Origin of the sequence: Pseudomonas sp. P867 (assembly GCF_019891455.1) — a bacterium.
In the GTDB taxonomy this organism is placed as follows: Bacteria; Pseudomonadota; Gammaproteobacteria; order Pseudomonadales; family Pseudomonadaceae; genus Aquipseudomonas; species Aquipseudomonas synxantha_A.
This window is the reverse complement of record NZ_JAFLXB010000007.1, coordinates 134,540-156,427: the sequence shown is the minus strand read 5'-3', so window position 1 is coordinate 156,427 and position 21,888 is coordinate 134,540. Positions and strand designations below refer to the sequence as shown.

Annotated in this window: 20 protein-coding genes; 9 read left to right on the top strand and 11 right to left on the bottom strand. The window is 59.0% G+C overall.

All coding sequences use genetic code 11. From position 1 onward, the window contains the following. Window positions 1–264 precede the first annotated feature (264 nt). The 8 genes from J1G33_RS14905 to arnC are packed head-to-tail and all read right to left on the bottom strand — an operon-like array spanning window position 265 to window position 9,579. Entirely contained in the window at window positions 265–1,887 is a 1,623-nt protein-coding gene (locus J1G33_RS14905) for a phospholipid carrier-dependent glycosyltransferase (protein ID WP_223018319.1), read from the bottom strand. After that, on the bottom strand, window positions 1,888–3,270 hold the full coding sequence (locus tag J1G33_RS14900; RefSeq protein WP_032875337.1) for a UDP-glucose/GDP-mannose dehydrogenase family protein: 1,383 nt from the start codon (window positions 3,268–3,270) through the stop codon (window positions 1,888–1,890). After that, window positions 3,267–3,680 (bottom strand): 4-amino-4-deoxy-L-arabinose-phosphoundecaprenol flippase subunit ArnF, encoded by a 414-nt coding sequence (arnF, locus tag J1G33_RS14895; RefSeq protein ID WP_078821367.1) that lies wholly within the window; start codon window positions 3,678–3,680, stop codon window positions 3,267–3,269. Before arnF ends, J1G33_RS14900 begins: the two co-directional genes overlap by 4 nt. Further along, the gene (gene arnE, locus J1G33_RS14890) at window positions 3,677–4,024 is read right to left on the bottom strand and encodes a 4-amino-4-deoxy-L-arabinose-phosphoundecaprenol flippase subunit ArnE (RefSeq protein WP_032875331.1); all 348 of its coding nucleotides are present in this window, start codon (window positions 4,022–4,024) and stop codon (window positions 3,677–3,679) included. The genes arnF and arnE overlap by 4 nt, the downstream gene beginning before the upstream one ends. Continuing rightward, the gene (arnT, locus tag J1G33_RS14885; protein ID WP_032875328.1) at window positions 4,021–5,676 is read right to left on the bottom strand and encodes a lipid IV(A) 4-amino-4-deoxy-L-arabinosyltransferase; all 1,656 of its coding nucleotides are present in this window, start codon (window positions 5,674–5,676) and stop codon (window positions 4,021–4,023) included. The genes arnE and arnT overlap by 4 nt, the downstream gene beginning before the upstream one ends. After that, complete coding sequence (arnD, locus tag J1G33_RS14880) at window positions 5,673–6,557, bottom strand: 4-deoxy-4-formamido-L-arabinose-phosphoundecaprenol deformylase (protein ID WP_032875325.1); 885 nt, start codon at window positions 6,555–6,557, stop codon at window positions 5,673–5,675. The genes arnT and arnD overlap by 4 nt, the downstream gene beginning before the upstream one ends. Further along, window positions 6,557–8,548: a bifunctional UDP-4-amino-4-deoxy-L-arabinose formyltransferase/UDP-glucuronic acid oxidase ArnA gene (gene arnA, locus J1G33_RS14875; RefSeq protein WP_032875322.1), complete on the bottom strand. Its 1,992-nt coding sequence runs from the start codon at window positions 8,546–8,548 to the stop codon at window positions 6,557–6,559. Before arnA ends, arnD begins: the two co-directional genes overlap by 1 nt. Continuing rightward, window positions 8,545–9,579, bottom strand: coding sequence for an undecaprenyl-phosphate 4-deoxy-4-formamido-L-arabinose transferase (gene arnC / locus J1G33_RS14870; protein ID WP_223018318.1), 1,035 nt, complete (start codon window positions 9,577–9,579; stop codon window positions 8,545–8,547). The genes arnA and arnC overlap by 4 nt, the downstream gene beginning before the upstream one ends. Window positions 9,580–9,989: 410 nt before the next feature. Here arnC and J1G33_RS14865 point away from each other — a divergent pair, with 410 nt between their 5' ends. Both J1G33_RS14865 and J1G33_RS14860 read left to right on the top strand, forming a co-directional pair. Continuing rightward, entirely contained in the window at window positions 9,990–10,802 is an 813-nt protein-coding gene (locus tag J1G33_RS14865) for a hypothetical protein (protein WP_148853328.1), read from the top strand. A gap of 106 nt (window positions 10,803–10,908) precedes the next feature. After that, on the top strand, window positions 10,909–11,823 hold the full coding sequence (locus J1G33_RS14860; RefSeq protein ID WP_103735172.1) for a tyrosine-type recombinase/integrase: 915 nt from the start codon (window positions 10,909–10,911) through the stop codon (window positions 11,821–11,823). Window positions 11,824–11,845: 22 nt separating this feature from the next. On the opposite strand, the gene J1G33_RS14855 is transcribed toward J1G33_RS14860, so the two are convergent. Then, on the bottom strand, window positions 11,846–13,057 hold the full coding sequence (locus J1G33_RS14855) for a multidrug effflux MFS transporter (protein ID WP_032875311.1): 1,212 nt from the start codon (window positions 13,055–13,057) through the stop codon (window positions 11,846–11,848). Between the two features lie 159 nt (window positions 13,058–13,216). Between J1G33_RS14855 and J1G33_RS14850 the strand changes: the two genes are divergently transcribed. The 7 genes from J1G33_RS14850 (at window position 13,217) to J1G33_RS14820 (ending at window position 20,440) form a co-directional block, all read left to right on the top strand. After that, complete coding sequence (locus J1G33_RS14850; RefSeq protein ID WP_032875308.1) at window positions 13,217–14,830, top strand: methyl-accepting chemotaxis protein; 1,614 nt, start codon at window positions 13,217–13,219, stop codon at window positions 14,828–14,830. 194 nt (window positions 14,831–15,024) lie between these two features. Continuing rightward, window positions 15,025–15,459 (top strand): hypothetical protein, encoded by a 435-nt coding sequence (locus tag J1G33_RS14845; protein ID WP_223018317.1) that lies wholly within the window; start codon window positions 15,025–15,027, stop codon window positions 15,457–15,459. Window positions 15,460–16,103: 644 nt separating this feature from the next. Next, a complete protein-coding gene (locus tag J1G33_RS14840; protein WP_223018316.1) occupies window positions 16,104–16,937 on the top strand; it encodes a phytanoyl-CoA dioxygenase family protein in 834 nt (277 codons plus the stop codon). 12 nt (window positions 16,938–16,949) lie between these two features. Beyond that, window positions 16,950–17,366: a RidA family protein gene (locus tag J1G33_RS14835; RefSeq protein ID WP_223018315.1), complete on the top strand. Its 417-nt coding sequence runs from the start codon at window positions 16,950–16,952 to the stop codon at window positions 17,364–17,366. Between the two features lie 90 nt (window positions 17,367–17,456). Beyond that, the gene (locus tag J1G33_RS14830) at window positions 17,457–18,119 is read left to right on the top strand and encodes a TetR/AcrR family transcriptional regulator (protein WP_044273829.1); all 663 of its coding nucleotides are present in this window, start codon (window positions 17,457–17,459) and stop codon (window positions 18,117–18,119) included. 186 nt (window positions 18,120–18,305) lie between these two features. Then, the gene (locus J1G33_RS14825) at window positions 18,306–19,784 is read left to right on the top strand and encodes an FAD-dependent oxidoreductase (protein ID WP_223018314.1); all 1,479 of its coding nucleotides are present in this window, start codon (window positions 18,306–18,308) and stop codon (window positions 19,782–19,784) included. Continuing rightward, window positions 19,784–20,440 carry a c-type cytochrome gene (locus J1G33_RS14820; protein WP_223018313.1) on the top strand — a complete coding sequence of 219 codons (657 nt, stop codon included), beginning with the start codon at window positions 19,784–19,786 and terminating at the stop codon, window positions 20,438–20,440. The genes J1G33_RS14825 and J1G33_RS14820 overlap by 1 nt, the downstream gene beginning before the upstream one ends. An 88-nt stretch (window positions 20,441–20,528) precedes the next feature. On the opposite strand, the gene J1G33_RS14815 is transcribed toward J1G33_RS14820, so the two are convergent. Further along, a complete protein-coding gene (locus tag J1G33_RS14815) occupies window positions 20,529–21,191 on the bottom strand; it encodes a hypothetical protein (protein WP_223018312.1) in 663 nt (220 codons plus the stop codon). 39 nt (window positions 21,192–21,230) lie between these two features. Continuing rightward, window positions 21,231–21,887, bottom strand: a complete 657-nt coding sequence (locus J1G33_RS14810; RefSeq protein WP_223018311.1) for a c-type cytochrome — start codon at window positions 21,885–21,887, stop codon at window positions 21,231–21,233. Window position 21,888: the final 1 nt, after the last annotated feature.

Sequence of the window (21,888 nt, the reverse complement as noted above, 5' to 3'; positions counted from 1 at the left end):
TAAGCCATCGCGCTTGGGCAGCCTACAGCGTCCTTGTAGTTATGGCGTGCCTTGACCCAAGCGCTTTCGGGACAGCCCTGACGATCGGGTGGTAGATACTTAACGCACGTGGCAGCGAGTCTACCGTCGGGTTCCAGGCACAGGAAGGGAAAGTGCACCAGCTATTACGCAAAGGAATGTAGGTGTTTTCTTGGTGCTTGTGATGAAAGACGCCTACTGGTTAAAGAGTCGGCGTTCTTTCTTACAATGCCCCTGGAAAAGTGCTCATGGCACCGTGGTTTTTACCAGATGCAACAATACGTAGGGGTTCTTGTCGAACTCGCCGGTCAGCGTGGGCGTGATCGAACGCAAGCGTGGATCGTCCAGCCCTTCGAAGTCGGCCTGGCTCATGACCAACCATGCCGGGGCCTGGATCGGCTTCAATTCAATGGGCAATTGGGTAAACAGCGGGACCTTGTCACAATCGAAGTTGACCATGAACTTGATGGCTTTCGCGTCTTTACCCAGCGCGTGCAGCACCACGGGCGCCGGTTGCTGCAGGACTTGAGCCTTGACGGCGAGGCTGAACGTGCGGGTGTCGTATAACCGACGCTCCAGGGGTTCGACCACGAGGATGTAGGTTGTCCAAAGGGCCAGCACTGCAGCCAGGGCCGGGCCATACGTACGCAGTCGGGACTTGAGCAGTGTCAGCAGCGCCAGGATCTGAAGCAGCCCAAGCACGGCGAAGATCACTTCGAGGTGGGCCAGCGGCTCCGGATAACGCCGCCGCGCCACTAGCAGGCCAATCACCAACAGCGTCGGCAATAGCGTCCAGACGCCCAGCATCAGGCCGCGCAGCCAGGCAAACAGTCGCCCCTGTGTCGCCTGGAACGGATACGCGGCAATGATCGCTGCCATCGGCAACATCGGCAGGATATAGCGCGCTTTTTTCGCCTGGGGCACCGACAGGCCCACCATCACCAGCACACCCGCGGCTGCACAATACAACACCAGCTTCAATGCCGGATCCGGTGTGCGCCGCCCGCCGATCATGACCGCCACCAGTACCAATATTGCCAGCGGATAAGCCAGCGCGTAGTTACCCATGGAGCTGGTGAAGTAATACAGCACACCGCCGGAGCCTTCGCTGCCATCCATGCGCCCCAAGAACTGCATACGAATCACGTCATGCATGAAGTCTTCGCCGCCGCTGAGCTTGGCCAGCAGCAGCAACAGACCGACGCACGCCGCCAGCAGCGCCAACGCCAGCAGGCCGAAGCTGAACAGGCTGCGCCATTGGCGGTTGATCAGGTAATAGCTGCACAAAACGCCTGTGGGGATCACCAGGCCAATCGGCCCACGCAGTGCAAACCCGAGCAGCAGCAACACAAACACCCAATGCAAGCGCTTGGCAGCAGCGAAGTGATCATGGGCATAGCCCAGATAGAACACCGCCAGGGTCACGGCGGCGAGCATCTGGTCCAAGGAGACCGCGCGGGTTTCGCTGACAAAGGTGCTGCTGAGCAGCAACATTGCCAGGCTCAACAGCCCCCAGCGCGGGGAGTAGGGCGCAGTCAGGCGGTAGACCAGCATTACGATCACTGCTGACGCGACCGCGGTGGGCAGCCATGCCGTCAGGCTGGTGACCTGGCCCAATGGCAACGACAGCAGCCAGGTCAGCAGCGTTGAAGTCGCCAGGTAGTCGGCATACGGTTGGCCGTAGGTCGTGGGGAAGAAACCAGGCCCGTGGCGCAGCATTTCCTGGGCAAACACCACGAAGCGTGAATCAAAGCCAATAATTGCCTGGTGCCAGTTGCCGGCGATAAACAGCACCAGCGCCAAGAGCCCAAGCCCCAGTGAATGGCGGCGGATTGTGCTGCTCTGCATGGATGGGAAAGCCTTGTTCACCTAGCCGACATCCCTGACCTGTTCCACCCAGTTTTGCTGGGGAATCGGCAACTCGCAGGAATCGCCACGGCCAATGGGGAAATACTTGAAGCCTTTGCGTGTCAGGCGTTCGCCGTCATACAGGTTGCGGCCATCGAAGATCACCGGGGTTTTCAAGCGCTGGTGAATCAGGTCGAAGTCCGGCGCCTTGAATTGTTGCCATTCGGTGCACACGATCAGCGCATCGGCGCCGCCCAGGGTGGACTCCGGGGTGCCCATCAGCATCAGGCGCGGGTCGTCGCCATAGATCCGCTGGGTTTCCTGCATGGCTTCCGGGTCGAAGGCGCGCACATTGGCACCGGCGGCCCACAAGGCTTCCATCAGCACGCGGCTGGGAGCGTCGCGCATGTCATCGGTGTTGGGCTTGAAGGCCAGGCCCCACAGGGCGAAGGTCTTGCCCTTCAGATTGCCTTTGAAGAACGCATTGATGCGCTCGAACAGCTTGCTCTTCTGGCGCTGGTTGATGGCTTCCACTGCTTCGAGCAGGTCGCTGGAGCAGTTGGCTTGCTTGGCGCTATGGATCAAGGCACGCATGTCTTTGGGGAAGCACGAGCCGCCGTAGCCACAGCCTGGGTAGATGAAGTGGTAGCCGATTCGCGAGTCGGCACCAATGCCCAGGCGCACCGATTCAATATCGGCGCCCAGGTGCTCGGCCAGTTCGGCAATCTGGTTGATGAAGCTGATCTTGGTGGCCAACATGCAGTTGGCGGCGTACTTGGTCAGTTCGGCGCTGCGCAGGTCCATAAAGATGATGCGGTCGTGGTTGCGATTGAACGGCGCGTACAGGTCGCGCATGACCTCACGTACTTCCTCGCGCTCGCAGCCAATGATGATGCGGTCCGGGCGGCGGCAGTCGGCAACGGCCGAGCCTTCCTTGAGGAATTCCGGGTTGGAGACAATATCGAACTCCAACTGACGGCCAGCGGCATTCAGGTTCTTTTCGATATGAGCGCGCAGGGTGTCACCGGTGCCGACCGGCACGGTGGATTTCTCCACCAGGATTACCGGCTGCACGCGGTGGCGGGACACGGCGTCACCCACCGACAGCACGTATTTCAGGTCGGCAGAGCCGTCTTCATCCGACGGCGTACCCACGGCGATGAACAACACTTCACCGTGCTCGACAGCGAGTTTTTCGTCGTAGGTAAAATGCAGGCGTCCGCTTTCCAGGTTGTCCTTGACCATCGCGGCCAGGCCCGGCTCGAAGATGGTCACGTGACCTTTCTGGAGCGACTCGACCTTGCTCTTGTCAACGTCCATGCAAATGACATCGTGACCGACTTCGGCTAATACAGTGGCCTGTACCAGACCAACGTAACCACTACCAAATACGCTGATTTTCATGGGGTATTCCTGGGACTTGAGGTGCAAGCACGACGAGAGTTGATAACCAGTACGCCGAGGATGACCAAGGCCACCCCCAGGGTTTTTGAAAGCGAGAAAGCTTCGTTGAACACCGGCAGGCTGGCGGCCAGCAGATAGACCAACGCGTAGCTGATGCTGAGCAGCGAGTAGGCACGGCCCAGAGGCAAATGCTTGAGTGCGCCAAGCCAGCAGAGCATCGACAGCGCGTAGGCGATGATCGCCAGGATCACCACGCCCAGGGCGCTCAGGTCGATGCTGTTGTGGGCGAAGGCGGCCAGCCACTCGGTGGGCAAGGGCAGGCGCGTCATGCTCCAGCGCATGCCCAGTTGGGCGCCACTCACCAGGCCGACACTGCCCAGGGCCAGGGCGAAACCCTTTATGCGGCTCATACCTGGCGCCCCAGCAGCACGACGCCGGCAATCACCAGCCCCACACCCAGCCAGTGGCGGCCATCAATGGGTTCGTGAAATACAAAGCGCGCCATCAGCGTGACCAGCACAAAATTCAGGCTGAGCATGGGGTATGCAATCCCCACTTCCAGGCGTTGCAATACCAGCAGCCACACCACCAGGCCCAGGCCCAGGCACACCAACGCTGACCATAACCACGGCGAGCGCACCTTCAATGCCCAGCCTTGAGGCAGGTTCCGCCAGCTTTCCACGGCGAACTTTTGCGAGACCTGGCCCATGCAGGTGAGCAAGCAGGCTGTGAGCAACAGCAGCAGGGTGGTCATGGCGCGACCTGCGGGAAAATCAGGATCACGATCTTGCCTTGGGCATAACGCTTGCCGTCGGCGGGCAGCAGCGCGAGCTCTTCCTTTTCACCTTGGCTGTTGACGCGCATCACCACACCCACGGCGCCCGTGCGGCGGGTTTGCGCCATCCATGCCTGGATCGCGTTACGGTCGACCAGCCGATGGGCCGTGTCGGCGTAAGCCAGCCCGTACTTGACCTCGCCCGAGGTGTTGTAGAGCGTGATATCCGGTCGTTTGAGACGCCAGGACAGTGCAGAAGCAGCGCCCAGATCGTTGCTCAACAGGGCGACAGTGGGCTGTAATTCCTCGATGTGATCGATGATGAACTGGTCCGGGGTCTTGTTATAAACCACCGAATGGGGCAATGCCGCAGGCACCAAAACCACTAGTAGCCCACTGCCAATCAGAGGCGCGGCCCACAACGTCAAGGGCCGTGCCGCTTGCAGCAGGTTGACCACGATCCAACCGAACAGGAAGATGAACACCAGCACCAGGCTGAAGGTTTCCTCACCCGGCTCGTACACCGGTTTTTTCAACTGGAACCAGCTGAGGGCCAGCAATACCAGCACACCGATCGCCAGGTTCAGCCAGCCATTGATGCGCAGGACGCGACCGTGGCCTTGCTTGAGCTTGTCGCTCAAGGTCGAGCCCATCAGCAACGCCAGGGGCAGCATGCAAGGCATGATGTAGGAGGGCAACTTGCCCTTGGCCAGGCTGAAAAACGCCAGCGGCATCAACAGCCATAGCAGCAGGAATGCGGTTTTCGGCGCGCGCTTTTGCAGCCATGCCTGCTTGAGCGTGGACGGCAACAGGGCTACCCACGGTAGCGCGAACGCTACCAGCAGCGGCAGGTAATACCAGAACGGCTCAGCGTGCTGGGCATCTTCCCCGGCAAAGCGCTGGATGTGCTCGTGCCAGAAAAAGAAATGCCAGTAGTCCGGTTCTTGCAGGTGCACAGCCAATGCCCACGGCACGCTGACAGCAATTGCAACCACCACGGCCACGCCGCCAAACGTGCACAACTCACCCAGGCGTTTTTGCCAGAGGGCGTAGGGCAGGGCGATCAATACCGGTAGCAACCAGGCCAGGAAGCCCTTGGTCATGAAGCCCATGCCGCACGCGAAACCCAACAGCGCCCATGACCACAGTCGGCCGCGCCGCGTGCTGCTGTCAAAGCAGAACCACAACGCCACGCCGGTCAGGTTGACCCAGAAGGTGAACTGCGGGTCCAGGTTGGAATAACCACCGAGGGCCGCCACGCTGACGAAGCTCATGTACAGCAGGGTGCTGACCAGGCTTTTGTGCGGGTCGCTCCACAACCGGCGGGATACCAGGTAAACCAGCACAATGCTCAAGGCGCTGCTCAAGGCCGAGGCAAACCGCACGCCGAACAGGTTCTGCCCGAAAATCGCCTGGCCCAGCGCAATCATCCAGTAGCCCGCGGCGGGTTTTTCGAAGTAACGAATACCCATGAAGTGCGGTGAGGCCCATTTGCCGGTCAGCAGCATTTCCTGGCTGATCTGCGCATAGCGGGTTTCATCGGGAATCCACAGGCCATGGGTGGCCAGCGGCAGCAGGTAAAACGCGGCAAACGCCAGCAGGAGCAGGGGCAAGGCCCAGCGACGAATCATGCCTGCTGTACTCCCAACCAACCCTCGCGGCCGCTCAATGCGCCGCGCACCAGTTTTTGTTGGGGCAGGGTGGTTACATCTGCGGGCAGAAGATCACCCAAGGGTTTGAAATCAATGCCGCGCTGCCCGGCCTGGGCGAGCAACTGGCGAAAATCATTGGCCATCAGAATCCCTTCAACTTCTGCGTGGATTGTGTAGACGTTCAGCTTCGCTGCGCTGAACCGGTCCAGGATGAAGCGGTTGAAATCATTGGCCGCCACCACCGGCCCGACGACTTCGTCGAAGGTCGGCAGGTCCACCGGAATTTGTGGGGTGCCCGCACTGCCATCGGCCAGTGTCGGTCGAAACAGGCTGGTGCCCCGGCAATCACTGTTGTAGCGAAAATTGAAGCCTTGCTTGGCTTGCACCACACGTTCGTCGGCGCGCCACCCGGCGGCGGCTGAACAGTCCACGCGCTCGCCTAGGATGTCGCTCAAAGTCTGCACACCACGCCGAATCTGCTCGACCAGCTGTGCCTCGCTCCAACGCCCGGTATTGGCCTGCCAGCCATGGTGATCCCAGGCGTGCAGGCCGACTTCATGCCCGGCGGCCTTGGCCTGGCGCATCAGATGTCCCAGGTCGCGGCCGATCGGCTTGCCTGGCCAGGCGGTGCCGGCCAGCAAGATGTCCCAGCCATACAGGCCGGCGGCGTTGGAACGCAGCATCTTCCACAGAAACTGTGGCCGAATCAGGCGCCACAGATGGCGGCCCATGTTGTCCGGGCCGACACTGAAGAAGAACGTCGCCTTTACCCCGGCTTCATCCAGGGATTCGAGCAGCCGCGGCACACCTTCACGGGTGCCACGGTAGGTGTCGACGTCGATGCGAAGACCTGCCTGCATTACTTTTTATCCGCAATTTCAAGCATGGCTTCACGCAGGAAGAAATCGAGCGTGTTGCCGATGGTTTCGCTCATCTGCACGCTCGGCTCCCAGTTCAGCAGGCGCTTGGCGTTCTCGATGCTCGGCTTGCGGTGCGCCACGTCCTGGTAGCCCGTGCCATAGAACGCCTTGCTTTCGACGTCGCGGAAACCGGCGAACGGTGGGAAGTTGTGGCGCAGTGGGTGAGCCTCGAACTGACGCAGCAGTTCTTCGCCCAACTGGCGGATGCTCGCTTCGTTTTCCGGGTTGCCGATGTTGATGATCTGGCTGTCGCACACGCCATTGTCGTTATCAATGATGCGCGCCAGCGCTTCGATACCGTCGGCAATGTCGGTGAAGCAACGCTTCTGCTCACCACCGTCGAACAGACGGATCGGCGTACCTTCCACCAGGTTCAGGATCAATTGGGTAATGGCGCGGGAGCTGCCGATACGCGCAGAGTCCAGGCGGTCCAGGCGCGGGCCCATCCAGTTGAACGGACGGAACAGGGTGAACTTCAGGCCCTTGTCGCCGTAGGCCCAGATCACGCGGTCCAGCAGCTGCTTGGACACCGAGTAGATCCAGCGCTGCTTGTTGACCGGGCCGACCACCAGGTTGGAGGTGTCTTCATCGAAATACTGGTCCTGGCACATGCCATAGACTTCGGAGGTCGAGGGGAAGATCACGCGCTTGTTGTACTTGACGCAGTAGCGCACCAGCTTGAGGTTTTCTTCGAAGTCCAGTTCGAACACACGCAGTGGGTTACGGGTGTATTCGATTGGCGTGGCGATGGCAACCAATGGCAGGACCACGTCGCATTTCTTGATGTGGTATTCGATCCACTCGGTGTGGATGCTGATATCGCCTTCCACATAATGGAAATTAGGGTGGCTGCGCAGACGCTCGATGGCGTCGGAGCCGATGTCCAGGCCATAGACTTCGTAACGGTCGTCACGCAGCAGGCGCTCGGACAGGTGGTTACCGATAAAGCCGTTTACGCCCAGGATCAACACGCGGGTACGACGTGGCTTGCGGCCAGACTCGGCGCCACGCAGTACGGAGCCATCCACCAGGCCCAGTTCATCGGCCAGGGCCGGGCCGGCCAGGTACAGGCCGTTTTCGTTACGCTGGCCAAACTTGATGACCAAGGAGTCTTCACCGCAGGCAATACGCAGCGGGTTGACGCTGATCACACGGCCTGGCGCCAAACCGTCGTTGCCCTTGACCACGTCGGCTTGCCATACGATCAGCTTGTGCTCGCCCACTGCGCAGAAGGCGCCCGGGTACGGCTGCGTCACCGCGCGCACCAGGTTGAACAGTTGTTCGGCAGGCTTTTTCCAGTCCAGCTTGCCATCGGCGGCAGTGCGGCGGCCAAAATAGGTGGCTTGGTTTTCGTCCTGGGCGGTTTCGGTGAGCTTGCCCAGGGCCAATTGTGGCAGCGCGTCGCGCAGCAAGGCTGTGGCCGCATCACGCAATTTGGCGTGCAGGCTCAGGCCGGTGTCGGTGCGGTCGATGCTGACTTTCTGCTGGGCGAGGATGGCGCCGGCATCGGCACGCTTGACCATGCGGTGCAGGGTGACGCCGGTTTCGGTTTCGCCGTTGACCAACACCCAGTTGGCCGGGGCGCGGCCACGGTATTTAGGTAGCAACGAACCGTGCAGGTTGAACGCGCCCTTGCGGGCGGTGGCCAGCAACGGTTCGCTCAGCAGGTTGCGGTAGTAGAAGGAGAAGATGTACTCCGGGTTCAACTTGGCGATGCGCTCGATCCACAGCGGGTGGTTGGCGTCTTCCGGGGCGTGCACCGGGATGCCATGGCGTGCGCAGAGTTGGGCGACGGAGCCGTAGAAATTGTTTTCCTTGGGGTCATCGGCATGGGTGAACACGGCAGCAATGTCGTAACCCGCACCGAGCAGGGCTTCAATGCCTGCACAGCCGATATCGTGGTAAGCGAAGACAACAGCTTTTGAACTCATGACTGAACCTGATCCGAAGGAGAAGTAGAAGTATGGGAAGACACCAGGCCGTCAACGACGACGACTGGAGTCGGTGCTGCCGGCTGGTTGCGCAGCACTTTTTCAATAAAGAAGCGCGGGCGGGCGCGTACATCGCTGTACATGCGGCCCAGGTATTCGCCCAGCAGGCCCATGCCGATGAACTGGCCACCGGTAAACACGAACAGCACCGCAAACAGCACGAACAGACCATCACCCGCCCAATCGGCGCCGAAGGCCAGGCGCATGACGATCAGCGCAAAGGCGAACAGCACGCCCAACGCCGCGAGGCTGAAACCGACGATGGACAGCAGGCGCAATGGTGTGGTGGTCATGCAGGTCAGCAGGTCGAACATCAAGCTGATCAGGCGCATGGCGCTGTATTTGGACTCGCCGTGCTCACGCTCGGCGTGGTGCACTAGGATTTCCGTGGTATGGCGGGCAAAGCCGTTGGCCAGGATCGGGATGAAGGTGCTGCGTTCACGGCAGGCGAGCATGGCGTCGACGATGGTGCGGCGGTAGGCACGCAACATGCAGCCGTAGTCGGTCATGGCCACGCCGGTAGAGCGCTGCACGGCCAGGTTGATCAAGCGCGACGGCCAGCGACGGAACGCTGAGTCCTGGCGGTTGTTACGCACCGTGGCGACCACGTCGTAGCCCAGGGCAGCTTGCTCCACCAGGCGCGGGATCTCTTCCGGCGGGTTCTGCAAGTCGGCGTCGAGGGTGATTATGACTTCGCCACGGCACTGTTCGAAGCCGGCCATGATCGCGGCGTGCTGGCCGTAGTTGCGGTTGAGGATCACCGCTACAACATGGCTGCCTTCTTCAGCGGCGGCGTCTTCGAGCAGTTGGGCCGAATTGTCGCGGCTACCGTCATCCACCAGGATGATTTCGTATTCGTAGGCCAGCTGCTTGCAGGCTGCTGTAGTACGACGCAGCAGCTCCGGCAGGCTCTCTTGTTCGTTGTAGACCGGGATAACGATCGACACGCAGTGAATAGGGTAGGGTTTCAAAGTTTCATGACCTCGGCTGGAGCAACTTGACGCGTGAAAACAGCAGCAATCATCGGGCAGAACTACAGCCCGCAGATGACAACGCGGCGCTAAAGATAAAGCGTAATCAACAGGTTAGTCGATAAACCACGGAATGCCCTGAAGTACTGCTTACAAGGTTAAGCGCAAATGTGTGCAACGAATATGAAAGGCGGATGAAAAACTCGTTTATTTGACAGGTAGACAGCTAGGGTTCAGCTAAGTAATCAAGGCGTTACATGTGCAGGCCGGATGGTCAGATCGGAACGCTGTGCCGGGCGTTTGGTTCAATCCGGGCGCTCCCGCTCGGCCAATGCCGGTGATTGAACAATCTTCTCTGCATTGGCGCTCAAGTGCCGGTAAAGTAAGCCATCTCTTGCCAGGGTACTCGGATGAATAGCGTGCAGCTTTTGCGCGGCCAGTTGCGGCCTGCGTTGATGGGATTATTGATGACGATGGCCTGTTTCACCAGCGTACGCGCCGATGAAGGGATCGCACTGACCAGCATTGAACAGGTGCCGGAAGGTGTGGAAGTGCCCGGCAAGCAAGTCGGTGCTTATACCTGGGATGACCTTCAGGGCAAGAACCTGCTGGTACTCGCCGAGCAGGTCAGCGAGCGGGAGGATGATGGCACCCAGTCGGCGTTTGTCTACGCAGCGCAGTACCTGCTCACGGGCGATCGCCCCAAGCGGGTCTGGATGCTGCACGACGACGTGCAACACTGCGAGTTCGACGCCAGCCTGCGCTTTGATCAGGCGGCCACCAAAGTCACCGACCTGCTGCGCGACGGCAATACCCAGGTCACGGTCGGTTATTCGCGCACCTGTACCAGTGATGTGAGCCCCAATGAGTTCAAGCTGATCATGCGGGTCGGCAAGTCCGGCAAGTATCGCCTGCGCGGCCTCGATCGCGTCGGCGCCAGTTGGTGGGACGAAGATGCCGGTGCCCTGCGCGGCATGCCCTTGCCCACTGACTGCAGCGTCGAGGCCCAACAGAAGTTGGTCAGCCAGTACAAGGAGCAGGGCACCGAACTGCCACTGCCAGGCTGCTATGGCGACGAGAAGGACTTTGCCAAGGCCCCGGCTGGCTACCTGACGTTTATGCGTGGGCATTGGTTTGCGCTGATGCAGCGACAGGACGCTGACTGGAGCCAGTCCCTGGCGCAACCGCAGGAACCGGCAGAGGAAGTCGAATCGGCGCCGTGATTTTGTGCCAGGGCCGCGCCTGGGTTAGACTCAGTCTTCGCCAACCCACTAAATACATCGATTAATCAACGAGTTGATTGATGTATTTAATCCAAAGGCTGATCCCTTGACCGAGACTATCCGCAACCCGCTGACCCTCTACCTCACTCGCCTGGCGCCCTCCAGCCAACTGACCATGCGCTACGTGCTGCAGGATGCCGCCGACCGCCTGGGTTTCGAAGACCTCAACCTCGAAGACATTGACTGGCATCTACTGCAACCCGAACACGTCGTCGCACTGGTGGCCGCATTGCGCGAGGACGGCTATGCGCCGAATACCTCATCGCTGTACGTGAATGCGGTACGAGGAGTGATGAATGAAGCGTGGCGCATGAGCTTGATCAGCCAGGATCACCTGTTGAAGATGCGCTCGGTCAAGGCTGCCGCCGGTACGCGCCTGGGGCAGGGCCGCAACCTGCGTCGTACACTGATCCGCGAGATGCTCGATGTATGCGCCGCCGATCCTCGGCCCCAGGGCCTGCGGGATGCCGCAGTGATCGGCCTGTTGTATGGCTCCGGGATGCGCAAGTCGGAGTCGGTCAATCTCGACCTCGAGCAGATCAATTTTGATCAGCGCAGCCTGCGGGTGATCGGCAAAGGTAATAAGGAACTGATCAAGTACGCGCCGGACTGGGCGTTCGCAAAACTGCGGGCGTGGCTTGAGTTTCGTCGTGAACAACTCAAGGAAGGTGAGCAGGACGACACCTTTCTGTTCAACCGTATCCGCCGGGGCAGCCACATCACGCGCGAACGCATTACCAAACATGCGATTTATTACATTGCTCGGCAGCGCGGTGATCAGGTGGGTGTGAAAATCATGCCCCATGATTTCCGCCGTTCGTTCATCACCCGAGTGATCGAAGAGCATGATTTGTCGATTGCCCAGAAATTGGCGCATCACACCAATATCCAGACCACCGCCAGCTACGACGTACGCGACGACAATGAGCGGCGCAGGGCAGTGGACCGCTTTGATCTGTGAGCTGGGCGGGGTAGGGCAAGCCTCAGGAGGAGGGCGGGACGCTTGAGGCCAGGTGCGCCGGCAACCGGCGCAAGGTCCACAACGTGGTGAGCATCGCGGCAAGCGCACATAGCGCAATGCCGATCAACATCGGTGCAGGAGTATGGTCGGCGAACACGCCCACCAGGGTCATCGAAACGGCCGCGGTAACCATCTGGATCGCGCCAAGCAAGGCAGACGCAGAGCCTGCCACCGCGCCATGATCTTCCAGCGACAGCACACCTGCCGCCGGCAGCAACAGGCCGAGAAAACCGAACCCGATAAACAGCAGGCCCATCATCAAGGGCAGGCTATCACCCCAGAATGTGGTGGCTGCCAACAGGGCCATGATCGTGGCTACTGTGACCACCGACCAACGAATAAGCGGCGCCAGACCAAACCGTGCGCTCAGGCGTGCGGTCAGTTGGCTCATGGCAAAAAACGAGGCGGCGTTGAGGGCAAAACACAGGCTGAACTGCGTCGGTGTCAGGCCGAAATATTCGATGTATACGAAGGGCGCGCTGCCGATAAATACAAAGAAGGTCGCAAGGCCAAACCCGCACACCACCGATAACCCGGTGAATACCGGGTCGCGCAACAGCGCTCCATAACTGCCGAATGCATTGCCCAGGGTCTTGCCCAAACGGCGTTCGGCCGGGTGGGTTTCCGGTAGTTGCACGATGGTCATGACCAGGCACAGCACGGCGACCACCGCCAGCACAGCAAATACTTCGCGCCAACTCCAGATCGAAATCACCAGGCTGCCGGCCAGCGGCGCGAGGATTGGCGAAACACTCATCACCAGCATCAGCAAAGCCATCAGGCGCGCTGCCTCATGGCCGGTGTACAGGTCGCGCACGATCGCCCGCGGGATCACCATCCCCGCACAGGCACCGAACGCCTGTATGGCACGAAATCCGATCAATACTTCGATCGTCGGCGCCAATGCGCAGCCGATACTGCCAACGGTAAAGATCACCAAACCCGCATAAATCGGCAGTTTGCGCCCGAACACATCGCTGATCGGCCCGTAGAACAACTGGCACACACCAATGACCATGAAGAACACGGTGAGGCTCATCTGCACCGCCGCCGGTGAGGCCCCAAGGCTTGCGCCCAGGGTTGGCAGCGCGGGCAGGTAGATGTCGATGGCAAACGGGCCGACGGCGGTGATCAAGCCCAGCAGCAGGGCGAGATGGGCGATACTTCTAGACATTTGGCGGGTCCGGCTGGAGCAAAGGACGGTCAGCTTAAGTGAAACGCGCAGATCCGCAAACTTAGGCTTCACTAACAAGGAGTTGTTGCCGATACAGCTAACAGTGAGCACTTGAACGGTTGGATTCCCAACCGACGGTCCTGGCACGGGGATACCAGCATGACGATCAAATTACGCTTGATGCTGTTGATTGGGACCGGATTGCTCACCGCCTTGATCATGAGCCTGGCCAGCTATTTGGGAAATACCCGGATGGGCGATGCGGTACAGGACAATGACGTCAGCATGACCGTGCTGCGTAATCACATGGAAGCCGACATGATGCACGACGCCCTGCGTGCCGACGTGCTATCGGCCATGTTGGTGGGGCTAGGCAAAAGCACCAGCACACCAGCCCAGGTCAACAGCTCGCTCAAGGAACATGCCGAACACTTTCGCCAGGTGCTGGCGGACAACTTCAAGCAGCCGTTGGACGATGCAATCAAGGCGAGCCTGGAAAACATCAAGCCCAGCCTGGATACCTATATCAGCGCCGGTGAGCGTATCGTCGCGCTGGCCCTGGACAACCCCGAAGCCGCCCGTGGTGAGCTGGAGACCTTCAATGCCGCGTTCAGTCGGCTGGAAGATCAAATGGCGGCCTTGAGCGAACTGATCGAAAACAAGACTCAACTGACCAGTATCAGTACCCGACAAACCATCAGCCACGCCAATTGGACCCTGGCCGTGGTACTGATCGCCAGCCTGTTACTGCTGCTGGCACAAGGGCGCTGGGTGATCCTGAGCATCATGGGGCCACTGCGTACCGCCAGCCGCATTGCCGACAGCATTGCCCATGGCAACTTGAGCGAACCGATTATCGAGCCCAGAAATCACGATGAAGCCAGTGCGCTGATTCGCAGCCTGGCCACCATGCAGCGGGATTTGCGCGGCATGATTGAAGTGGTTCGCAGCAACGCCCACGGCGTCAATGGCATGAGCGAACAACTGAGCCAGGGTTGCCATGAAGTCGCAGGCAGCAGTCAACAGCAAAGCGCCGCCGCCAGCACCATGGCCGCCGCCGCTAGCGAAATGACTGCCAGCATCGAGGAAATCACTCGCCACGCCCAACGCGCCCTCGACATGGCCAACCAGGCAGAAACCCTGGCCAAGGACGGCGGCCGCGTCATTCACCAGGTTGTCAGCGACATGGATGGCATTGCCCGTTCAGCGCAGCAATCGGCCCAAGTGATCCGCACACTGGACAAGGAGTCCGAGGCGATCTACAGCATTATTCAAGTGATCAAAGGCATCGCCGACCAGACCAACCTGCTGGCCCTGAACGCCGCCATCGAAGCCGCCCGTGCAGGTGAGCAGGGCCGCGGCTTTGCAGTCGTCGCCGATGAAGTGCGCAGCCTGGCCGGACGCACCAGCGCATCCACGCAGGAGATCGCCAGTATGGTCGGGCGCATCCAGCTGAACACCCGGGAAGCGGTGACCAGCATGGAGGAGGGCGTTGCTCAAGTGGACAAGGGCATGGCCGTTACCGCCGAAGTGGAACGCGCCATTCGCGAGATCCTTCAGGCCACGCTCAGCACCACCGAATTGGTCAACGATATTTCCCGCACCATCAGCGAGCAAAGCCTGGCCAGCAATGAAATTGCTCACCAGGTGGAGATGATTGCAGGTATGTCGCAAAACAACAGCCGCGTGATTGGAGACACGGCGTCAACGACGGATGAATTGTCGAGTTTGGCGGGGAAGCTTTCGCAGTCGGTGGATCGGTTCAGGTTGTGAACCGGCCTATCTATATATAACTCAACTAAATAGTCATTTAGTTTAGTTATAGTCAGTGGTTATATAATAAGGGCAGAGCTAGCTCATCCTTCACGCTAGTGTGGGTACGTGCACGATACTTTACATTTGAGCATCATAAAGGGACGGTCTATATGCGGGGAAGGCTTACGTCAGGTCTATGGGTGGCATGTTTCGTGATCAGTGCCACGGCGCTGGCGGATGAACTGCCGCGTAGCGAGCAGATAAAAGCTTTCCGCGCTGCTGGATTTAACCAAGAGACGTCGGAGTGCGAAATCGAGACAACAGGTAGCTACACGCCGGCAACCATGGAGCTGATCAAGGACCTGAACGGCGACGGTCGGCCGGATGCGTTGATTACCGAAGGCAGCACTGACTGTTATGGGCAAGCGGGTACTGGATTTTATCTAGTCAGCCAGCAGGCTGACGGTCACTGGAAACTCATGCTCAAAGAAAGCGGCGTCGCTGAGTTTCTCCCTGGCAAAGGCAGTAATGGTTGGCCTGATGTCGAGGTCGGCGGCCCGGGCTCTTGTTTCCCAGTACTGCGTTATGACGGGCAACGTTATCGATTTCACCACAGCGTTGGTGAACCGTGTGCTGACTCGCCGTAAATGCCCGGTGGCCCAAGGGTCAAACGATGGCTGCTTATGAATCTGGCGCGCGGTGGTCTAGGTCGCTTAGCGAAATGCGCCGAACAGAGCCCCTGAAGGATGGCTCAGTGGTTCGCATAATGTATATTATGTTAAATACTGTATTATGTCGGATATGTTCATAAGCGACGTAAGTCACTGATTCGACGAATTCGTTATTACGCCTACTCTCCCAATGAGCCATGTCCATAGTGCTCATGACGAGTCCTCTTCAGGTCAACGACTACCGCTGCTCGGGCAAGCTGGTGACGCGCGCCGTTGCCCATGCTTGTCCGCTCATGTACGTCCAACTCAAACTCAGGCGCCGCGTTTTCAATACTGCGGCGGCGCATCTACGAGCGATCCAGGCTTTCTATAGCTACGCAAAAAGCCGATACCTGGATAAGGGCTGTGCGCTCAGACAAGGTGATGCTTGGCACCGAGTGAGGACTGCGCAGCTGAAACCCTCATCTTTGATCGTGACGGCGCCGTTGCTGGTATGCACAGATCTTCAAGATTCTGTCATCGTAATGGCTCTTCACAATTAACATAACTGCCGTTGTGTTTAATTTTGAGGGCTGCTAGCATCGAAATTGCCACGTGGCATTTTCGAGGAGAAGGCTCTCATGCAACTCTCTGTGCGAAAGGCGTTCCTGGAAGACGGGGCCGTCCTGATCAAAGGTTTTCTGAACAAAGATCAATTGGCTGAGTGCCGGGCAGCCTATGACTGGGCAGTCGAGAATCACGGCCCTCATGCAACCCGAATGTTCGACGGGACTGAGCAACAGTCCCATGTTGACAATGCCAACCCCGTCGCCAAAGCCCGTCTTGAAGAACTCGTAACCTCCCTGCCCTTTGGCCAGCTGTTTGCGCAGCTCTGGGGCTCGGAAAACGTGTGGTACTTCGCCGAAGAGGTGTTTCTCAAAGCAGGTGGGCGCGGATCTCGCACGCTTTGGCATCAGGACACGTCTTATCTACCATGGGCCGGAAGCCACTGGGCCAATGCCTGGATCAGTTTTGAATCAGTGCCGAAGAAAAACGCTTTGGAAATCGTTCGAGGTTCGCACAAAGGACCACGCTACGACGGCACTACGTTTCGCGATCCTAACGATCCGACTCAACCGCTGCATGGCGGCGACGCATTACCACGCCTGCCGGATATCGAGGCGCTGCGCCAACACGATTCCGAATCATTCGACATCATTTCGTGGGCTACCGAGCCTGGCGATATCGTCTTGCTGCATCCGGGTTCACTGCATGGTGGCGCTCCAGTGGATGAAGCTTTCCCGGATCGTCACACCTTCGTTTTCCGTTTCTTTGGCGACGACGCCACCTTCCATCCTTTACCAGAAAACAGCGCGAGCGGTTACCCGCAGCAAGGCGTGCTGTTTACTGAAGAACTGTCGACCCTGAAAGCGGGAGACGGCTTCCGCCACCCAACGTTCCGCCAATTAATATAAAGGAGCATTGCCATGAACACTCACGTCCTGCAGCGTCAGTCCTTCAACCCTGGTCACACCCAGGCAATCTACGACAACTTCCACTTTTCCCAGGCAACACGCGTCGGCAACATGATCTGGGTGTCCGGCCAAGTCGGTATCGACGAGGCCATGGTTCCCGCCGAAGGCATCCAGGCGCAATCCCATCTGGCGTTTCAGTCTTTGCGGACCATCCTCGAAGCTGCCGGCGCAAGCCTGGCTGATGTCGTCGAGTTGATGACGTTTCATACCGATCTGCAGGGCGAAGTGCACGCCTTTGGACAGGTAAAGGACGAATACTTCCCTGAACGTTATCCAGCCTGGACCGCTGTCGGCATTTCACAACTGGCAATGCCGGGCTTGCGCGTGGAGGTTCGGGCCGTCGCGGTGATTGGCAGCGGTCGAATCTGAACGATTGCATGATCGCGACGTGCCAAGCCAAAATGGCGTTCGCAGCCGCTGCCGGCTCAACGCCTTCAACCAACGGAATCACTTTCTCTCATGCATGATGCTCAAGCGCCTTCCACGGATAGTCAGCACTCCAAAGACAGTGATTCAGCGCCCGCCCCACGTCGCGGCCGCCCGGTAGGTAATCGTCTGGAAAAACGCGGTGAACTGTTGACTGCAGCCATCGAAGTCATTGCGCAGGAGGGTTATGCCGGGACGTCTCTGCGCAAAGTTGCCAGCCATGCCGGCTGCACCACGGGCGCCGTGACCTATTACTTTGCCAATAAAGAAGAAATGATCACGGCGGCGGCGCAGAGTCTGTTTGACGAGTTCGATCACTTGCTGGATGCCGATCAGGAAAAGGTCGATGTCAGGGCAATGATCGAGCAGTGGTTGAACCTGACTCAAGCCAACGACTCGGCGCGTTGGCTGGCCTTGTTTCAGATGCTCGCCCACGCAAGGCACGAACCGGTGTTTGCCGACGTAATCCAGAAACGTTACTCGCGCTTTCGCGAGAATCTCGCAAGCATTCTGGGCAAAGGACAAACCCAGGGCATCATTCGCAAAGACATTGCTGCCGATCTGCTCGCCGATCAGCTCAGCGCGCTGAGTGACGGCTGGATGATGATGTTGCCAATCGAGCCAGAGCGATTTGAAGCCAAACGCAGCAAGACCTTGATGGATGCGGTCATCACGCTGATCAGCCCCGCACGCTAAACCCTACCCTGCCCTCAGGCATCAAGAAGATTCGCTTCATTTGCGCAGCGAATCCTGCTTAATGGCGCCCGCCTTTCTCTCAACCCCTCGGTTAATCGTCATTGCGCCGATTTCACTTTGCTGAATTCCTGTTCCGTCATATATTTACATAACATCTGTGATTATAAATAAAAGACGGAGGTGAAGATGGATGCGGACCTCGATGAACTGTCGACGCAATCACGACAGCGACGATTGTTATTGCAAGCGATCGGAGGCGCGGCCCTCGCCGGAGGGCTCGGTGTCACCGGGCGTGCGATGGCGCAAACCCAAGACACCTCGATATTGGATGTGGTAATCATTGGCGCAGGCCTGTCCGGGCTTACGTCTGCCAGAGACCTCCAGGCCGCTGGCTGCGAGTCGTTTGTCGTGCTTGAAGCCCGTGATCGCGTCGGTGGTCGAACACTTAACCATGACCTAGGTAATGGCGTGATCTGCGAGGCCGGTGGTCAATGGATCGGACCCGGCCAAACGTCAATCGCCGATCTGGCCAGACAGCTTGATGTCGTAACCTTCCCTACGTACTACAAGGGCAAGGCGGTCTATCTGATAGACGAGGTAAGAGTCCAAGAGGACGTCAGCGATGGTCCAAATTCCAATACTGACATCGTCGCAAAACTGAACAAACTCGCCGAAGGCGTCCCCAGCGAAGCGCCGTGGAAAGCCAAGGATGCGGTTGAGCTGGACAAACTCTCGATTGGCCAATGGCTGGCCGGGCAAGGCATTAGCAATGTCGACAAGATCGGCTTCAATATGTCCGTGAGCCTCACCTTCGGTACCACGCCGGCGGGCATGGGGCTCCTGCATTACCTGGCGATGATCAACTCCTCTGACTGCCGCCTCGAAAAGCTCGAAGGTGTCCAAGGCGGTGCGCAGGAATCACGTTTGGTAGGCGGCTCGCAAATCCTCAGTTTGAAGATGGCGCACGCTCTCGCAGATAAAGTCCGGTTGGCGTGTCCAGTGCGCAAGATTGTCGGTTGGGACCGTGATGTCGTCGAGTTGCATACCGATCAAGGCATCATGCGCACGCGGCAGGTGATTGCCGCGCTGAGCCCGGCGCTGTGCAATCAGATCGTCTTCGATCCCCCCCTGCCCTCCGGGCGTGCCGAGCTGCATCGGCATTGGCCGGCCCATGCACCGATGCGCAAGACCGTGCACGTCTATGAGCGCCCGTTCTGGCGCGACCAAGGCCTCAACGGCCAGATCGTGCAAGTGGAAGGTCCGCTGATCTGGGCCTTTGACAATTCGCCGGAGGACGGCAGCCTGGGTGTGCTCAGCGGCTTCGTCAGAACTGGCCAATTACCCCATGACCCCAAAACCGCGCAGGACACCTTGTCGGCGATCTACGCCAGCGCCATGGGCGAACAAGCCCTGCACCCGATTCAGTTTCATGATCTGGACTGGGGCAAGATCGACCCGTGGAGTTTGAGTTGTATTTCCCCCATGCCCCCCGGTTTCTGGACGCAATGGGGCGAGTATCTGACGCCGGCGGTCGGCCGCATGATCTGGTCGGGTACCGAGACTGCGCAGATCTGGGCCGGGGCAATGGACGGTGCAGTCCGCGCCGGACATCGCGCGGCAATGGAAGCGCTCCAGGCGTTACTTCAACCTCGGAGGAACGCCTGATGAAGCGGATTATGATGGTTGGAGCCAACGTCGTGAGCGCAGCGTTGGCCGGATCAATTGCGATGTATGGACCGGAACTGTGGGCGGGCTATCGTTTCATGCAGGCCGTGGATCAGCACGACGCTGCATACCAGGCCAATGGCGGTGCGTGGCCACAGTTACAGGACACCTGCGCGCTTTGCCATGGCGCTAACGGTCAACCGCGCGACGCTCAATACGCAGCGCTTGCAGGGCAGACCGCAGCGTACATCGAAAACCAGTTGCACGCGTTTGCCGAAGGACGTCGCCACAGCGCACAGATGGAGCCACTGGCGGCCAATCTGACGGACGAGCAGATCAAACGTCTGGCCGCCTATTTTTCCGAACAGAAACCTGGTGTGACTGAAGTCCCGACGAAGGATGATGCGCTGGACCAGCGCGGTCAGCGTGTGGTCGCCGCCAACGGGTGTGCAGCCTGCCACGGCGAAAAACTCTCTGGCGGCCCCCTGGCTCCGCGTATCGCCGGACAAGGGCAGCTTTATCTGAGCGATCAATTGAGCGCTTTCAAGTGTGGCCAACGCACCGATCCGACGCAGGCCATGAATGCCATGGCGAGCACCCTGTCCGATGAAGACATCAAGGCCGTCGCGCATTATCTGGCCAAGCTGAACCCTTGATCCTGCACGGGCAAGGATGCCCCCCGCCCTCCTCTGCATCACGCAAAAAAGCCGCCAGATCGGCGGCTTCGAACACTTCAACTACCCCCTAGCGCGTTTGCAGAACTGCCATTGCGCCCTTCGCGCGCTCCAGCGCGCAATACGCGTAATACAGGTGCACCAGCAGATAAGCCCAGGTGGTCAGTGCAAGCACGTAGAAGTTCAGCAGTACATTGCTATCGTCGCCGGGGATCTTGTAGAAGTCGTAGATGCACGCAATGGTCAGTGAGGCGAGCATGCCAAACATCACACCGATCGCGTGCAGTGACTCGCCGACATTTGCCAGGCGTACCGCGAAATACACCAGGTAGACCGAAAACATCACCCACATCAGCACGTAGAAATACGGCAGAAGCGTGACCACAACCTTGGTCGAGATCAACGCGAGTGTGCCCAGCAGAGCGCCGGCAAACATCATGAGTTCCTTGCCTACGGAAGGCTTGTAGGCATGCGTCACCGCCATCAGCCCGAGCACGGTAATCAGCGGAATTCCGAAGGCTCTAGAGAACGCGTCGCAAAAGTATGAAATCAGGTACGCATGCTCCGATCCCGTCAGGAAAAAGACCAGGAAGTTTGTCGCGGAAAAGGCAACCACAAACCACTCCAGAGCCAGTAACAGGTTTCTCTTCTTCAGAAACCTGATGCCAAAGGTCAGACCGTTGGCAAGCAGCAAAAAACAGGCAAGGCACAGCACAATATTTCTCGGTTCCATAACGATAGCCTCGGTACAGCTGACAGAAAATTTGGTGGGTTAGCGGGATTGAGGAACCAGTGCAGCCAGGTAAGCCGCAATCGCTTGGCGCTCCTGCGCTGACAGCGCCGCGGCCATGGCTTGCATCGCGCCAGTGGGCTCAATGCGCTCGCCGCTGGCAAAAGCGTTGAGCTGGGCCAAAAGGTAGTCCTGGCCTTGTGTAGCCAGGCGCGGGAAGGCGTCGTGACCCATCAGCTCGGCACCATGACAGGCGGTGCAGCCTCGGGTTTGCACCAGTTGTTTGCCCTGATCCTTCAGCCCCTCGTCAGAGCTGACAGCCCCATGGGCACCGACCGATTGCCGGGCGTAGAACTTCGCCAGCAGATCAATTTCATCCGGGCTGAGGGTCATCGCCAACGGCCCCATGTTGGGCGCAAGCCGTTGTCCGCTCGCAAAACTGCGCAACTGGGCAGACAGATACGTGGCGGGTTGCCCGGCCAGGCTCGGATACGTCGAGTTCAGGGAGTTACCGTGGCTGCCATGGCAACCGGTGCAGGCATCGGTCAGATGGGGCCAGTTTCCGCGTTCGGCCTGGTAGGCCTCAGTGGAGGTGGTGATGTAACTCTGCAGCCGATACAGATCGAGCAGATCGCGGCCAAAAATAGCCAACAGCACCGCAATGACCACGATGACGCCAAGCGCTATGATTTTTTTCATT

Coding starts and splice junctions, on each gene's coding strand:
- J1G33_RS14900 (WP_032875337.1), bottom strand. CDS start 3,270: ATGAAAATCAGCGTATTTGGTAGTGGTTACGTTGGTCTGGTACAGGCC.
- arnF (WP_078821367.1), bottom strand. CDS start 3,680: ATGAGCCGCATAAAGGGTTTCGCCCTGGCCCTGGGCAGTGTCGGCCTG.
- arnE (WP_032875331.1), bottom strand. CDS start 4,024: ATGACCACCCTGCTGCTGTTGCTCACAGCCTGCTTGCTCACCTGCATG.
- arnT (WP_032875328.1), bottom strand. CDS start 5,676: ATGATTCGTCGCTGGGCCTTGCCCCTGCTCCTGCTGGCGTTTGCCGCG.
- arnD (WP_032875325.1), bottom strand. CDS start 6,557: ATGCAGGCAGGTCTTCGCATCGACGTCGACACCTACCGTGGCACCCGT.
- arnA (WP_032875322.1), bottom strand. CDS start 8,548: ATGAGTTCAAAAGCTGTTGTCTTCGCTTACCACGATATCGGCTGTGCA.
- J1G33_RS14865 (WP_148853328.1), top strand. CDS start 9,990: ATGAATAGCGTGCAGCTTTTGCGCGGCCAGTTGCGGCCTGCGTTGATG.
- J1G33_RS14855 (WP_032875311.1), bottom strand. CDS start 13,057: ATGTCTAGAAGTATCGCCCATCTCGCCCTGCTGCTGGGCTTGATCACC.
- J1G33_RS14850 (WP_032875308.1), top strand. CDS start 13,217: ATGACGATCAAATTACGCTTGATGCTGTTGATTGGGACCGGATTGCTC.
- J1G33_RS14840 (WP_223018316.1), top strand. CDS start 16,104: ATGCAACTCTCTGTGCGAAAGGCGTTCCTGGAAGACGGGGCCGTCCTG.
- J1G33_RS14835 (WP_223018315.1), top strand. CDS start 16,950: ATGAACACTCACGTCCTGCAGCGTCAGTCCTTCAACCCTGGTCACACC.
- J1G33_RS14830 (WP_044273829.1), top strand. CDS start 17,457: ATGCATGATGCTCAAGCGCCTTCCACGGATAGTCAGCACTCCAAAGAC.
- J1G33_RS14825 (WP_223018314.1), top strand. CDS start 18,306: ATGGATGCGGACCTCGATGAACTGTCGACGCAATCACGACAGCGACGA.
- J1G33_RS14820 (WP_223018313.1), top strand. CDS start 19,784: ATGAAGCGGATTATGATGGTTGGAGCCAACGTCGTGAGCGCAGCGTTG.
- J1G33_RS14815 (WP_223018312.1), bottom strand. CDS start 21,191: ATGGAACCGAGAAATATTGTGCTGTGCCTTGCCTGTTTTTTGCTGCTT.
- J1G33_RS14810 (WP_223018311.1), bottom strand. CDS start 21,887: ATGAAAAAAATCATAGCGCTTGGCGTCATCGTGGTCATTGCGGTGCTG.